The 12,790-nt window shown below is 74.1% G+C and carries 13 protein-coding genes and 1 riboswitch; of the genes, 7 read left to right on the forward strand and 6 right to left on the reverse strand.

All coding sequences use genetic code 11. The annotated features are described in order from the left end of the window. Window positions 1-114 precede the first annotated feature (114 nt). The 5 genes from ACZ5DC_RS22990 (at window position 115) to ACZ5DC_RS23010 (ending at window position 6,299) form a co-directional block, all read left to right on the forward strand. Window positions 115-900 (forward strand): ATP-binding cassette domain-containing protein, encoded by a 786-nt coding sequence (locus ACZ5DC_RS22990; protein WP_468655441.1) that lies wholly within the window; start codon window positions 115-117, stop codon window positions 898-900. Beyond that, the gene (locus ACZ5DC_RS22995) at window positions 872-2,956 is read left to right on the forward strand and encodes a YhgE/Pip family protein (protein WP_468655443.1); all 2,085 of its coding nucleotides are present in this window, start codon (window positions 872-874) and stop codon (window positions 2,954-2,956) included. The genes ACZ5DC_RS22990 and ACZ5DC_RS22995 overlap by 29 nt, the downstream gene beginning before the upstream one ends. Window positions 2,957-3,003: 47 nt before the next feature. Then, window positions 3,004-3,633, forward strand: coding sequence for a TetR/AcrR family transcriptional regulator (locus tag ACZ5DC_RS23000; RefSeq protein ID WP_103815274.1), 630 nt, complete (start codon window positions 3,004-3,006; stop codon window positions 3,631-3,633). A gap of 469 nt (window positions 3,634-4,102) precedes the next feature. Further along, window positions 4,103-4,705, forward strand: coding sequence for a DUF4126 domain-containing protein (locus ACZ5DC_RS23005; RefSeq protein ID WP_468655445.1), 603 nt, complete (start codon window positions 4,103-4,105; stop codon window positions 4,703-4,705). 58 nt (window positions 4,706-4,763) lie between these two features. Next, window positions 4,764-6,299, forward strand: a complete 1,536-nt coding sequence (locus tag ACZ5DC_RS23010) for a phytoene desaturase family protein (RefSeq protein ID WP_468655447.1) — start codon at window positions 4,764-4,766, stop codon at window positions 6,297-6,299. Between the two features lie 63 nt (window positions 6,300-6,362). Here the strand turns inward: ACZ5DC_RS23010 and ACZ5DC_RS23015 are convergent, their stop codons facing one another. The 6 genes from ACZ5DC_RS23015 to ACZ5DC_RS23040 all read right to left on the reverse strand — a co-directional run bounded on the left by ACZ5DC_RS23015 (window position 6,363) and on the right by ACZ5DC_RS23040 (window position 11,192). Next, entirely contained in the window at window positions 6,363-7,304 is a 942-nt protein-coding gene (locus tag ACZ5DC_RS23015; RefSeq protein WP_468655449.1) for an SCO2102 family sporulation regulator, read from the reverse strand. 56 nt (window positions 7,305-7,360) lie between these two features. Then, window positions 7,361-8,284 carry a methylenetetrahydrofolate reductase [NAD(P)H] gene (gene metF / locus ACZ5DC_RS23020; RefSeq protein WP_468655451.1) on the reverse strand — a complete coding sequence of 308 codons (924 nt, stop codon included), beginning with the start codon at window positions 8,282-8,284 and terminating at the stop codon, window positions 7,361-7,363. A 119-nt stretch (window positions 8,285-8,403) separates the two neighbouring features. Next, window positions 8,404-9,054, reverse strand: a complete 651-nt coding sequence (gene thiE / locus ACZ5DC_RS23025) for a thiamine phosphate synthase (RefSeq protein ID WP_468655453.1) — start codon at window positions 9,052-9,054, stop codon at window positions 8,404-8,406. A gap of 92 nt (window positions 9,055-9,146) precedes the next feature. After that, on the reverse strand, window positions 9,147-9,512 hold the full coding sequence (locus ACZ5DC_RS23030; RefSeq protein ID WP_366751452.1) for an Rv2175c family DNA-binding protein: 366 nt from the start codon (window positions 9,510-9,512) through the stop codon (window positions 9,147-9,149). Between the two features lie 37 nt (window positions 9,513-9,549). Further along, window positions 9,550-10,809: an NAD(P)/FAD-dependent oxidoreductase gene (locus tag ACZ5DC_RS23035; protein ID WP_468655455.1), complete on the reverse strand. Its 1,260-nt coding sequence runs from the start codon at window positions 10,807-10,809 to the stop codon at window positions 9,550-9,552. A 32-nt stretch (window positions 10,810-10,841) separates the two neighbouring features. Beyond that, entirely contained in the window at window positions 10,842-11,192 is a 351-nt protein-coding gene (locus tag ACZ5DC_RS23040; protein ID WP_366751454.1) for an avidin-fold protein, read from the reverse strand. 53 nt (window positions 11,193-11,245) lie between these two features. Further along, window positions 11,246-11,357, forward strand: a riboswitch (TPP riboswitch). On the opposite strand from ACZ5DC_RS23040, the gene thiO reads away from it, so the two are divergent. Together thiO and thiS are read left to right on the forward strand one after the other, a co-directional pair. Next, window positions 11,355-12,581 carry a glycine oxidase ThiO gene (thiO, locus tag ACZ5DC_RS23045; protein WP_468655457.1) on the forward strand — a complete coding sequence of 409 codons (1,227 nt, stop codon included), beginning with the start codon at window positions 11,355-11,357 and terminating at the stop codon, window positions 12,579-12,581. (Overlaps the previous riboswitch by 3 nt.) Then, complete coding sequence (thiS, locus tag ACZ5DC_RS23050) at window positions 12,578-12,790, forward strand: sulfur carrier protein ThiS (RefSeq protein ID WP_030641983.1); 213 nt, start codon at window positions 12,578-12,580, stop codon at window positions 12,788-12,790. Before thiO ends, thiS begins: the two co-directional genes overlap by 4 nt.

Raw genomic sequence — 12,790 nt, forward strand, 5'->3', positions numbered from 1 at the left:
GCGGTATGCCACTGACAATCCGTTCCGACCTGGGCTTTTGCCTCGATCGTAGGTTCGGGCGTATTTTTGCACTGACCAGTCAGTTCAAATGTGGCCCACACGGCAGGGGGGCTTGTGGAGGACGTACTCACAACGGCCGGCGCGGACGGAACCGCCGACGCGGGCGCCGCGGCCGGCGCCGCTGTCAGGGCCGAGGCGCTCGGGCTCAAGGGGCCGCGGGGCTGGGCCTTCCGCGGCGTCACCCTGGACGCGGGGCCCGGCTCGCTGATCGCGATCGAGGGACCGTCGGGCTCCGGCCGCACGTGTCTGCTGCTCGCACTCACGGGACGGATGAAGCCCACCGAGGGAGTGGCCGCCGTCGCCGGGTTCAAACTCCCCCGTCAGATGGCGGCCCTGCGCCGTGTCGGCGCGGTGGCGAACGTGACCGGCGTGACCGACCTGGAGCCGGCCCTCACGGTCGGCGAGCACCTGCGCGAACGGGCGCTGTTGCAAAGCCGGTTCGGTGACTCCTTGCGCCAACTGGTGCGGCCCCGGGCCCAGCGCGCGTACGAGGCGCGGCTGCGCGTCGACGCGGCCCTGGCCGCCGCCGGACTCGACCTGGAGACGCTTCCGAAGGGCTCCCGGACGGCCGTACGCGACCTGGAACGGCCGCAGGAGCTGCGCCTGTCCCTCGCGCTGGCCCTGCTCGGGCGGCCCCTGCTGCTCGGGGTGGACGACGTCGACATGAAACTCTCGGACGCCGAACGCGCCGAGGTCTGGGACCGGTTGCGGTCCCTCACGCGCGCGGGCACGACGGTCCTGGCCGTGTGCCGCACCGCTCCCGAGGACTGCGTCAGCGTCTCGACCGAGCCGGAGAAGGAGGACGCCGGTGATGCGCTCACCGAGGCTGGCCGCGCTTGAGCTCAGGCGCTTCGGGCGGGGCAGGCTCCCCCGGGCCGCCCTCGTCGCCCTGCTCGTGCTGCCCCTGCTCTACGGCGCCCTGTACCTGTGGTCGTTCTGGGACCCGTACGGCCGTCTGGACCGCATCCCGGTGGCCCTGGTGAACGACGACAAGGGCGCCACGGCGGGCGGGAAGAAGATCACCGCCGGTGACGACATCGTCGACGGGCTGCGCGACAGCCGGACCTTCGAGTGGCACGAGGTGAGCGACGAACAGGCCCGCGCGGGCGTCGAGGACGGCACCTACTACCTGTCGCTGACCATGCCGGCCGACTTCAGCCGCCGGATCGCGTCCAGTTCGGGCGACTCCCCGGAGACCGGCGCCCTGCGGGTGCGCACCAACGACGCGAACAACTACATCGTCGGCCAGATCTCCCGCACGGTCTTCAACGAGGTGCGCTCGGCCGCGTCCACCAAGGCGTCCCGGAGCTTCCTGGACAAGATCTTCGTGTCCTTCTCCGACATCCACGACGAGACCGTCACGGCAGCGCGGGGCGCCGACCGGCTGAACAGCGGGATCGGAAAGGCGGAGAAGGGCTCCAAGGACCTCGCGGACGGGCTGAAGGACGCCAAGGGCGGCAGCGGCAAGCTGGCCAAGGGTCTGAAGAAGCTCGACACCGGCTCGGGCGACCTCCAGGAGGGCTCGCGGCAGGTCGCCGACGGCACCCAGGCGCTGGCCGACAAGGTCGACGGCGTCTACGCCCAGGCGGGCCCGTTCCTGAGGCACAACGAGAAGACCATCGGGGACACCGCCCGGCTGGTCTCCGACTCGGCCAAGGCGGTCAAGGACAACCTGGACGTGCTGGTGAAGCTCGCGCCGGGCGCCGCGAAGACCGCGCACGCCTCCTCCGCCGTCCTGGACGAGGTGTACGACCGGCGCTGCGAGGGCGCGACGGTCCCCGACCCGGCCTGCCCCGAGCTGAAGCGGGCCAGGACGGCCGCCGCCGAAGTGGCCACCGTCGCCGACGACCTGAACACGCTGATCGCCGACCAGGACGGCGACCTGAAGACGATGCGGGACAACCTGGGCGCGCTCCAGAAGCAGGCCGACGCCCTCGCCGAGCGCGCACCGCACCTGTCCGAGGACGCCGAGGACGCCGTCAAGAAGATCGACGAGCTGAACACCGGCGCCCACCAGGTCGCCGCCGGCGCCGAGAAGCTGCACACCGGGCTCGGCACCGCCCACACCGGCGCGGTCGCCCTCGACAAGGGCATCGGCACCGCGGAGTCGGGCGCCGAGACCCTCAACGGCGGCCTGTACAAGCTGTCCGACGGCTCCGGGAAGCTCGCCGGCGGACTGCACTCGGGCGCGCGGAAGATCCCGGACTACGACAAGCAGGACCGCGACCGGCGCACCGGCGTGATGGCCGACCCGGTCCAGCTCGCCTCGCACGACCTGCACAAGGCGCCGAACTACGGCACCGGCTTCGCCCCCTACTTCATCCCGCTGTCGCTGTGGGTCGGCGCGATGGTGGCCTACATGCTGATCCCGCCGCTGAACCGGCGGGCGCTGGCGGCCGGCGCCTCCGCCTGGCGGATCGCGTTCGCCGGCTGGCTGCCGGTGGTCGCGGTGGGCGTGCTCCAGGTGGCCGCCCTGATGGCCGTGCTGCACTGGGCGGTCGGCCTGCGGATGCTGCGGGCGGCGGGCACGATCGGCTTCCTGTTCCTGGTCACGGCCTGTTTCGCGGCGATCGTGCAGTGGCTGAACGCCCGTTTCGGCGCGGCCGGCCGGATTCTCGTGCTCGCGCTGCTGATGCTCCAGCTGACCTCGGCGGGCGGCACCTATCCCGTCCAGACCAGCCCGGGGTTCTTCAACGCGATCCACCCGTTCCTGCCGATGAGCTACATCGTGGAGGCGCTGCGCCGGCTGATCACGGGCGGCGGACTCGGCCCGGTGTGGCTGGCGTGCGGCGTGCTCGGGGCATTCACCGCGGGCGCCCTCGCGCTGACCGCCCTCGCGGCCCGCCGCCGCCAGGTGTGGACCCCGGCCCGGCTGCACCCGGAGCTGAGCCTGTGATCCGGGGCGAGCGCCCGCACGCGCGCGTACCTGTGAGAATCGGGGCCATGGAAAGCAGCAGCGCCAAGGCCGGCGGCAGCACGCGCCGCGAGGCCACCCGGCAGAAGCTCTACGAGGCGGCCGTCACGCTCATCGCCGAGCAGGGCTTCTCCGCGACCACGGTGGACGAGATCGCCGAGCGGGCCGGGGTCGCGAAGGGCACGGTCTACTACAACTTCGCGAGCAAGTCCGTTCTCTTCGAGGAGCTGCTCAGGCACGGCGTCGGCCTGCTCACCGCCTCCCTGAAGGAAGCGGCCGAGCAGGCGGCACGCGAGGGCCGCGGCAAGGTGGACGCGCTGGACGCGATGATCCGCGCGGGCCTGGTCTTCATCGACCGCTACCCGGCCTTCACCCAGCTGTACGTCGCCGAGCTGTGGCGCACCAACCGGGCCTGGCAGTCCACCTTGATGGTGGTGCGGCAGGAGGCGGTCGCGGTGGTGGAGGGCGTGCTGCGCGAAGGCGTGGCGGCGGGCGAGTTCAGCGACGAGATCGATGTCCAGCTGACGGCGGCGGCACTGGTCGGCATGGTCCTGGTGGCCGCGCTGGACTGGAAGTCGTTCCAGCCGGAGCGCTCCCTGGACGACGTGCACGCGGCCCTGTCCCGGCTGCTCCAGGGGCGGGTCAGCGGCAAGGTCTGAGCGGTGCGCCCGGCCCGGGAGGCGCACCCGGCCCGGGAGGCGCACCCGGCCCGGAAGGCGCACGCGGAAGGCGCCGGTCCGCTGTGGACCGGCGCCTTCCCCTTTCCCCGTGCCGCCACCGGGATTCCCCCGTTCTCCCCCGTTCCTCCCGGCGGCTCCCCCGTACGTCCCTCCCGTACTCCCCCGTACGGGCCCCTCGCCGCGGATCCCCGTGGCGGTCGTCCCCCGAGGCCCCCGTGCCTCGCTTCCGCCGACGGATCGGCGGAAGGAGCGGCCAGGGGGCGGGCGCCGTTCCGCCGCCCCGTGCCGGCGGTGCCGGGCCGCCCCCCTCTGCCGTGCCTCCACTCTCCCGTTCGCACGGGTTCCGGCCCATCCGCACGCGTACTCATCTGGCCGTCTGAGTACGCGTACTCAGCCGTCCGCGCGCGTGCCCACGCCTGTGCTCCGGCGCCTGGCTACGATCGCGTGCGTGTCCGTACTCCCTCTGGTCTTCACGAGCGGCTGGGCCAGCGGCGTCAACGCCTACGCGGTGGTGCTGCTGCTCGGCCTCTTCGGCGCGACCGGGGTCGCCGACGACGTCCCGCAGACGTTGCAGCGCCCCGAGGTGCTGATCGTCGCGGGCGCGCTGTTCCTGTGCGAGGCCGTCGCCGACAAGATCCCCTACGTCGACTCGCTGTGGGACTCCGTGCACACGGTGGTCCGTCCGCTCGCCGGTGCCTGGGTCGGGGCGCTGCTCGCCGGGCAGAGCGGCTCGCTCTCCGATGTGGCGGCCGGCCTGATCGGCGGTTCGACGGCGCTGGCCAGCCACGCCGTCAAGGCCGGGACGCGGATGGCGGTCAACACCTCGCCCGAGCCGTTCAGCAACATCGCGCTGAGCCTCGCCGAGGACGTCGGGGTCGGGGGCATCGTCACCTTCGCGGTGTTCCACCCCGAGGCGGCGGCGGTCATCGCGGCCGTCCTGCTGGCCGGCGGGCTGGCCACCCTGCTGTTCCTGGTGTCCCGCATCCGCCGCTTCCTGCGGCGCCGGGCCCAGCGCCGGGAGGAGCGGCGTCTCGCCTCGCGGGCCCCCTGACCTGCGCCTGAGCCGCCCCGCGGCCGGGCTGTCGGTGGCGGTCGATAAAGTCACGGGCATGGCACGGATTGCGGTGATCGGCGCCGGGATGGGCGCGATGGCGGCTGCCGCCCGGCTGGCCGTCGCGGGCCACCGGGTGACGGTGTACGAACGGACGGAGACGTACGGCGGCGCGGTACGCCGGTTCGAGCGGGACGGGTTCCGCTTCGACACGGGCCCGGGACTGCTGACGCTGCCCGCCGTGTACCGCGACCTGTTCGTCAAGACCGGCAGGGAACCGCTGGAGGACCGCGTCGAGCTGGTCCAGGTCGACCCGTCCGCGCGGCACGTCTTCGCGGACGGCACGCGGGTGTCCCTGCCCAACGCCTCCCGCGCCGGCGTCGTCGCGGCCCTGGACGAGGCGCTGGGCGCGGGGGCGGGCGAGCGCTGGGGCGACTTCCTGGTGCGGGCCCGCGAGGCCTGGGACCGCACCCGCCGGCCGCTGCTGGAGGAGCCGCTGTGGCCCAACTGGCAGGTGCTGGCCGGCAAGGAGCCGTATCCCGGCACCACGTACAAGCGGCTGCTGGGCAGGCGCCGCGTGGCCAGTCTGTCCGAGATCGGCAGGCGGGAGCTGCGCGACCCCCGGCTGGCACAGCTGCTGGACGGGTACGCGCTCGCGTACGGCGTCGACCCGGGCACCGCCCCGGCGAGCGCGGCCGTGCTGCCCTACATGGAGCACGCCTTCGGCACCTGGTACGTGCGCGGCGGCATCCGGGAGCTGGCGGACGCGGTGTACGAGCGGTGCCGGGAACGGCGGGTGGAGTTCGTGTTCGGCGCCGAGGTGACCCGGATCCTGGAGGAGGACGGCCGCGCGGCCGGGGTGGAGCTGGCCGGGGACACCTCCCGGGCGCTCGGCTCCGGGGGAGGGACGGTGGCCGAGGCGGACTTCGTGGTCGGCCAGGGCCCGTGGAGACTGCGCGGCCTGACGGGCCGGCAGGTGTACGGCGCCGAGGCCGTCGCACCCCGGCCGGAGGACCGGTATCCGGGCCGGGTGGTCGTGTGCCTGGCGCTGCGCGGGGCACGGGAGCCGGGCGCGGTGCACCGCACGGTGGTGCACGCGGCAGACGACGAGGGCGATCTGGATCTGCTGCGGCACGGGCTGCTGCCCGACCTGCCGACGACCGTCGTCGACCGGCCGGACGACCCGGCCCTGCGCCCCGACGGGGAGCACGAGAGCGTGGTGCTGACGGCGACGGTGCCCTCGGCGAGGGAGTACGACTGGGCGGCGCCCGGTGCCGCCGACGCCTTCGCGGACCGGATGGCCGCCGCCGCCGAGCGGGCCGTGCCGGGGCTGCGCGAGCGGGTGCTGTGGCGCGAGGTCCGCACGCCGCTGGACACCGAGCGGGAGACGGGAGCCGTGGGCGGTGCCGTGCCGCCGCCCGCGCTGGCCGCGCCGGAGGGGGTGCTGCATCCTGCCAACTCAACGGCGCTGGAGGGCCTGTTCGCCGTCGGCGGCTGGTCCCACCCGGGCGGCGGCCTCCCGCACGCCGGCATGTCGGGCGCGCTGGTGGCCGGCCTGATCGTGGAGGGCCCGGAGTTCCGCGGCTCGCAGTGAACGGGCGCCGGTGAACGGCGGGTGCACGCCGGACGGGCCCGGGTGAGGCCCAGGGCCCGGCCGTCAGAAGCGGTACTGCTCGTCGTAGCCGGCCCCGGACTGCGGCTGCTGTCCGCCCTGCTGGTGGGGATACGGCTGTTCCTGCGGGAGTTCGCCGCCGTAGGCCTCGTCGGTGCGCTGCTGCGGCACCCACACCCCGCCGGCCGGGGTCTCGCCGTAACCGCCGGTGGCGTACGGGTCCTGCGCGTAGCCCTGCTGCTGACCGTACTGCTGGGCGTATCCCTGGTCGTAGGAGCCGTGGGACTGGCTGCCGATGTACGGGTCGGAGTAGTTGGCGTACCCCTGCTGGGCCGCGCCGTCGTAGTCGTAGCCCTGCGGCTGGCCGTAGCCGGAGTAGTCGTAGGCGTAGCTCGGCTGGTCGCCCTGCGGGGCGGGGTGCGCGTGCGCGGGGTCGCCGTAGACGCCGTAGTTGCCGGTGTCGTCGGGGAGGGGCTGCGGCTCGTAGACGGCGGTGGTCTCGGCGGCGGTGGGGTCGGCCGCGCGGGCGGCGGGGGTGAAGACGTCGTCGCGGTCGTAGTCGTCGTCGTAGTCGCCGTGCGCCTGGCCGTGGCCGTAGGGCTGGTGGCCGGTGGCGCCGGGGTCGCCGTCGTCGGTCGCCGGGGCGGACCCGGGGTCGGCGGCCTGCGGGTCCGGCGCGTGCCGGTCCGCCCGGCCGCGGCGCCGCTTGCTGCCGGCCGCCGCCTCGGGGCCGGGCCGCTTGACCGCCCAGCCGGAGGCGAAGCCGCGGCGGAACGACAGCGTGACGTAGGTCTGGCCGACCGCGAAGGCGATCGCGCCCAGCCCGATCACGATGACGGACGGCATCAGCACGCCCACCACGACGCCGAGGAAGCCGCCGAAGGCGAGGAGGCGCCAGCGCAGCCGCGCCTTGTACTGCAGCAGTACCTCGCCCAGCAGCCACAGCGCGACGCCGCCGAACGCGATGTAGAGGACCGTCCAGCCCATGTACGCCCCTCTCCCAGTGGCCGCTACGCAGTGTGTCGTACCGCGATGCGGCCGGTCTAGGCCTGCGGGGGGTGGTGCAGGCCCAGGTTCTCGTAGATTTCCAGGGTCGCCGTGGAGTTGTTGAGCGTGATGAAGTGCAGTCCGGGCACTCCCTCGGCCAGCAGCCGCGCGCAGAACTCCGTGGCGAAGTCGATACCGATGGAGCGTACCGCCGCCGGATCGTCCTTCGCTGTGAGGATCCGCTCTTTCAGGGCGTCCGGGACAAGGGCGTTGCTGAGCTTCGGCAACCGTTCCAGCATCTTCACACTGGTGACCGGCAGGACTTCCGGGATGACCGGCGTCCCGCAGCCCGCGGCCGCCACGCGGTCGCGCAGGCGCAGATACGACTCCGGCTGGAAGAACATCTGTGTGATGGCGTAGTCGGCGCCCGCACGGCACTTGTCCACGAAGTGGGCGACGTCGGTGTCCCAGTCCGCGGAGCGCGGGTGCATCTCCGGGAACGCGGCGACGCCCACGCAGAAGTCGCCCGACTCCTTGATGAGCCGGACGAGTTCGGCCGCGTAGGTCAAGCCGCGGGGGTGCGGCACCCACTCGCCCATCGGGTCGCCGGGCGGGTCGCCGCGCACGGCGAGCATGTTGCGGATGCCGGCGTCCGCGTACTGGCCGATGATGTTGCGCAGCTCGGCGATGGAGTGGTCGACCGCGGTGAGGTGGGCGACCGGGGTCAGCGTGGTGTCCGCGACGATCTGCTGGGTCTCCTTGACCGTGCCCGCGCGGGTGGATCCGCCGGCGCCGTAGGTCACGGAGACGAAGTCGGGGGCGACCGCCTCGACCCGCCGGAGCGCGCTCCACAGGTTCCGCTCGCCCTTCGGGGTCTTCGGCGCCGAGAACTCGAACGAGTACGTCGTCTTGCCGGTGGCGAGGATGTCGCGCACGGTGCGCGCGCGATCAGTCCTGGTGGATGCGGTTCCGAGGGCCATACCGGCAGGTTAGCCACGGGTGGGCGGTCCCCCAACCGGATGCCGGTAATTCGCCCGATTTGCCGCTCTCCTGTCCAGCAGATGGACAGAACGGCCCTCGGACCTGCCGTTCGGAGGCCCTAGCGGGCGTCCCGCAGCCGCTTCGCGAACTCCGCCGCCGCCGCGCCCGGGTCGTCCGCCCCGGTGATCGCGCGGACCACGACCACCCGGCGGGCCCCGGCGTCCAGCACCTGGTCCAGATTGCCGAGGTCGATGCCGCCGATGGCGAACCAGGGGCGGTCGGTGCCGAGGGACGCCGTGTAGCGGACCAGGTCCAGGCCGGGGGCGTGGCGGCCGGGCTTGGTGGGGGTGGGCCAGCAGGGGCCGGTGCAGAAGTAGTCCACGCCGTCCTGGACGGCGGCGGCCGCGGCCTCCGCCTCGGCGTGCGTGGAGCGGCCTATCAGCACCCGGTCGCCGAGGATCGCCCGGGCCGCGGGGACCGGGAGATCGCCCTGGCCGAGGTGGAGCACGTCGGCGCGGGCCGCATGGGCGACGTCCGCCCGGTCGTTGACCGCGAGCAGCTTGGCGTGCCGGGCGCAGGCGTCGGCGAAGACCTCCAGGTGCTCCAGCTCCTCGGCGGCCTCCATGCCCTTGTCCCGCAGCTGCACCACGTCGACACCGCCGGCCAGGACCGCGTCCAGGAACTCCGGCAGGTCGCCCTGGCGCGTGCGGGCGTCCGTGCACAGGTACAGGCGGGCGTCGGCGAGCGCGGCGCGGGCGGTGTCGGACATGAGGGGTCCCCCCGTGGTCGGTGTCCCTGGCGGTGGTGCGCGGTGGCGTACGGGCGTCCGGCCCGCACGCCACCTGCCTGCTGCGGATCGGCTCAGACGGCGAGCGCCTGGGCGCGGCGCTTCACCTCCGTGCCGCGATTCTCGCTCAGGGCCTGCGCGGGAGTGCCGGGCAGGGTCGGGTCGGGGGTGAAGAGCCACTCGATCATCTCTTCGACCGTGAAGCCGTCGTCCCGCAGGAGCGTCAGGGTCCCGGCCAGGCCCTTGACGACCTTGTCCCCGTCGATGAAGGCGGCGGGGACGTGCAGCGCCCTGTTCTCACCCCGGCGTACGGCGATGAGCTGGCCCTCCTTGACCAGCTGCCGGACACGCGTCACCTCGACACCGAGCATGTCGGCGATGTCGGGCAGGGTGAGCCAGGCGGGGACGAGAGCATCGATCTTTGCGTCAATCTCGGTCACGCTCCCTAGCCTGCCATCCCCCACCGACAGTCGGAAGTCAGGCAGGTCCAGGCGGGAGGGTGTGCTGGTCGGCCGTGGCGTTCTTCAGGGGCCGCGCCGGGTCGGTCAGCGCCTCGGGGTCCATCCGCCGGCCCGCCTCGATCAGGCGGCGGCCCTGGGCCAGGTCGCGGGGGCGGCCGACGGCCAGGAGGGCCACCAGGCGGTCCTGGCGGAGCCAGCAGACCGTCCAGGAGGGGCCCGCCGGGTCGCCGCGCCGCACCAGCCGGTCGGCCCCGGAGTGGTGACCCGCGTACTGGACGAAGCGGCCGAACTGCTCGGACCAGAAGTACGGCACCGGGTCGTAGACCGCCGGGGTCTCGCCGAGGATGTTCGCGGCGACCGTGCGCGGGCCCTGCAGGGCGTTGTCCCAGTGGTGGACGAGGAGCCGCTCGCCGTAGCGCGCCGACGGGAAGGAGGCGCAGTCGCCGACGGCGTACACCTCGGGCACGGAGGTGCACAGGCGGTCGTCGGTGAGGACCTCGCCGTGCGCGCCCAGCTCGATGCCGGAGCCGGCCAGCCAGCCGGTGGCGGGGCGGGCGCCGATGCCGACGACGACGGCGCCCGCGGGCAGCCGGGTGCCGTCGTCGAGCACCACCTCGCCGGGCTCGACGCGCTCCACGCGCGCGTGGACGCGCAGCTCCACGCCGGCCTCGGCGTACCAGGCGGCCATGGGCGCGGCGACCTCGGCGGGCAGGGCACCGGCGAGCGGATGACCGGCGGCCTCCACGACGGTCACCGCGCAGCCGGCCTCGCGGGCGGCGGTGGCGAACTCGGCGCCGATCCAGCCGGCGCCCACGACCACGATGTCGTGCTGCCGGGCGAGCACGGGGCGCAGCCGTTCGGCGTCGTCCAGGGTGCGCAGCAGGTGCACGCCGGGCATGTCCTCGGTGCCGGGCAGCCGGACCGGTTCGGCGCCGGTGGCGAGGACCAGGACGTCGTAGGGCACCGGGCCCGTCCCGGTGTCCAGCTCGCGCTCGGCGGGGCGCACGCCGTACACCTCGCAGCCGAGCCGCAGCTGGACGCCGAGGGACTCGAAGTCCACCTCGAAGGCGGAGTCCTCGGCCTTGCCGAGCAGCACCGCCTTCGACAGCGGCGGCCGGTCGTACGGCTGGTGCGGCTCGGCGCCGAGGACGGTCACGTCGCCCCGGAAACCCTGCTCCCGCAGGGCGACCGCGGTCTGCACCCCGGCCATGCCCGCGCCGACGACGACCACGCGCCGCGCCGCCGCCGTACCCTCTTGCGCTGTCTGCTCGCTCACCCGATCACCATAGACAATTGACGAGGAGTCAGTCAGGGGGCGGGCTCGGTGACCTGCTCCACCACGCTCGTGCCGGAGCCGGCCTGGGACTCCCACTCCCAGGTCTCGTCCAGGCGCACCCGCCCGTCCGGCAGCTCGACGACCGTGGACGCGCAGTGCCCCGAGGAGGTCGTCCCGTCGGTCTTCAGCTGCACGTACCGGAAGTCCAGCCGGTCGCCCTCGCGGGTGCCGACCAGATGGCCGCGCACGACGTCGCCGCCCGCGTACTCCGCCCAGATCGCGCCGTCCTCCTCGTGGTACGCGAACCGTGTGCGGGTACCCACCTGACCTGGGGCTTGGTCCGCCACGGGGGCGAGGATCAGTCCGTCGAGCGACCGGGCCATGGAACGGGGCTCCCTTACGGGTGAGAGGAACGGCGGGCTAGGGTTGCCACCGTACAAGCACTCGCGGGAGCCCGGACGCACCGGGCTGAGAGGGAGGCTGGCGGCCTCCGACCGTACGAACCTGATCCGGGTCATGCCGGCGAAGGGAGGGGCTGGACGCCCATGTCGTCACGTACGTCCGACGTCCTCGTCATCGGGGGCGGGATCATCGGCCTGGTCACGGCCTGGCGCGCGGCGCAGCGCGGGCTGGCCACGGCCGTGGTGGACCCCGCACCCGGCGGCGGGGCCGCGCAGGTCGCGGCCGGGATGCTGGCCGCGGTCACCGAGCTGCACTACGGCGAGGAGACCCTGCTCGCCCTGAACCTGGAGTCGGCCCGCCGCTACCCCGCCTTCGCGGCCGAGCTGACCGAACTGACCGGCCACGACCTCGGCTACCGCCGCTGCGGCACCCTCGCCGTCGCCCTGGACGCCGACGACCGGGCCCACCTGCGCGAGCTGCACGCGCTCCAGCGGCGCGCGGGCCTCACCTCGGAGTGGCTGTCGGGGCGGGAGTGCCGGCGCCTGGAGCCGATGCTGGCGCCGGGGGTGCGGGGCGGGCTGCGGGTCGACGGCGACCACCAGATCGACCCGCGCCGGCTGGCGGCGGCCCTGGTGGCCGCGTGCGAGCGGGCCGGTGTGGTGTTCCACCGGGCGTGGGCGGAGCGGCTGGACGTGGTGCGGGACCGGGCCGCCGGGGCCACCACGGCGGACGGCACGGCTCTGCGCGCGGACCGGGTGGTGCTCGCGGCCGGCAGCCTGAGCGGGCGGCTCGCGGGCGTGCCGGACGAGCTGCTGCCTCCGGTGCGGCCGGTGAAGGGGCAGGTGCTGCGGCTGACCGTGCCGCGCCGGTACGCGCCGTTCCTGAGCCGGACCGTGCGGGCCGTGGTGCGGGGCGGCCAGGTCTACCTGGTGCCGCGGGAGAACGGCGAACTGGTCGTCGGCGCGACCAGCGAGGAGCTGGGCTGGGACACGACGGTCACCGCCGGCGGCGTGTACGAGCTGCTGCGCGACGCGCACGAGCTGGTGCCCGGCATCACCGAGCTGCCGCTGACCGAGACCCGGGCCGGGCTGCGCCCCGGCTCCCCGGACAACGCGCCGCTCCTCGGCCCGTCCGGGCTGGCCGGGCTGCTGCTGGCCACCGGGCACTACCGCAACGGCGTGCTGCTCACGCCGGTCACCGGGGACGTGCTGGCGCACGCGCTGGTCACCGGCGAGCTTCCGGAGGAGGCCCGTCCGTTCACCCCGCGGCGGTTCGGCGCCGCGACCGGAGAGGCCGCCGCGCGCGCGGGGACGAGGGAAGAGCACGGGGAGACGAGGGAAGAGAAGGAAGAGGTGGAGCAGCCCGTATGAACAGCCCGGTCATGATTTCCGTCAACGGGGAGCGCCGGGAGATCGCCCCGGGCACCGCCCTCGACACCCTCGTCCGGACCCTCACCGCCGCCCCGCGCGGGGTGGCCGCCGCCGTCAACGAGACGGTCGTCCCGCGCGCGCGGTGGGCGACGACCGCCCTCGCCGACGGCGACCGGGTCGAGGTCCTCACCGCCGTGCAGGGAGGCTGA

It is taken from the genome of Streptomyces sp. NPDC031445 (assembly GCF_055581365.1).

Excerpts from the sequence above, each read along its gene's own strand:
- metF (WP_468655451.1), bottom strand. The coding sequence starts at position 8,284 with ATGGCCCTCGGAACCGCATCCACCAGGACTGATCGCGCGCGCACCGTG.
- thiE (WP_468655453.1), bottom strand. The coding sequence starts at position 9,054 with ATGTCCGACACCGCCCGCGCCGCGCTCGCCGACGCCCGCCTGTACCTG.
- ACZ5DC_RS23010 (WP_468655447.1), top strand. The coding sequence starts at position 4,764 with ATGGCACGGATTGCGGTGATCGGCGCCGGGATGGGCGCGATGGCGGCT.
- ACZ5DC_RS22995 (WP_468655443.1), top strand. The coding sequence starts at position 872 with ATGCGCTCACCGAGGCTGGCCGCGCTTGAGCTCAGGCGCTTCGGGCGG.
- thiS (WP_030641983.1), top strand. The coding sequence starts at position 12,578 with ATGAACAGCCCGGTCATGATTTCCGTCAACGGGGAGCGCCGGGAGATC.
- ACZ5DC_RS23015 (WP_468655449.1), bottom strand. The coding sequence starts at position 7,304 with ATGGGCTGGACGGTCCTCTACATCGCGTTCGGCGGCGTCGCGCTGTGG.
- thiO (WP_468655457.1), top strand. The coding sequence starts at position 11,355 with ATGTCGTCACGTACGTCCGACGTCCTCGTCATCGGGGGCGGGATCATC.
- ACZ5DC_RS23040 (WP_366751454.1), bottom strand. The coding sequence starts at position 11,192 with ATGGCCCGGTCGCTCGACGGACTGATCCTCGCCCCCGTGGCGGACCAA.
- ACZ5DC_RS23000 (WP_103815274.1), top strand. The coding sequence starts at position 3,004 with ATGGAAAGCAGCAGCGCCAAGGCCGGCGGCAGCACGCGCCGCGAGGCC.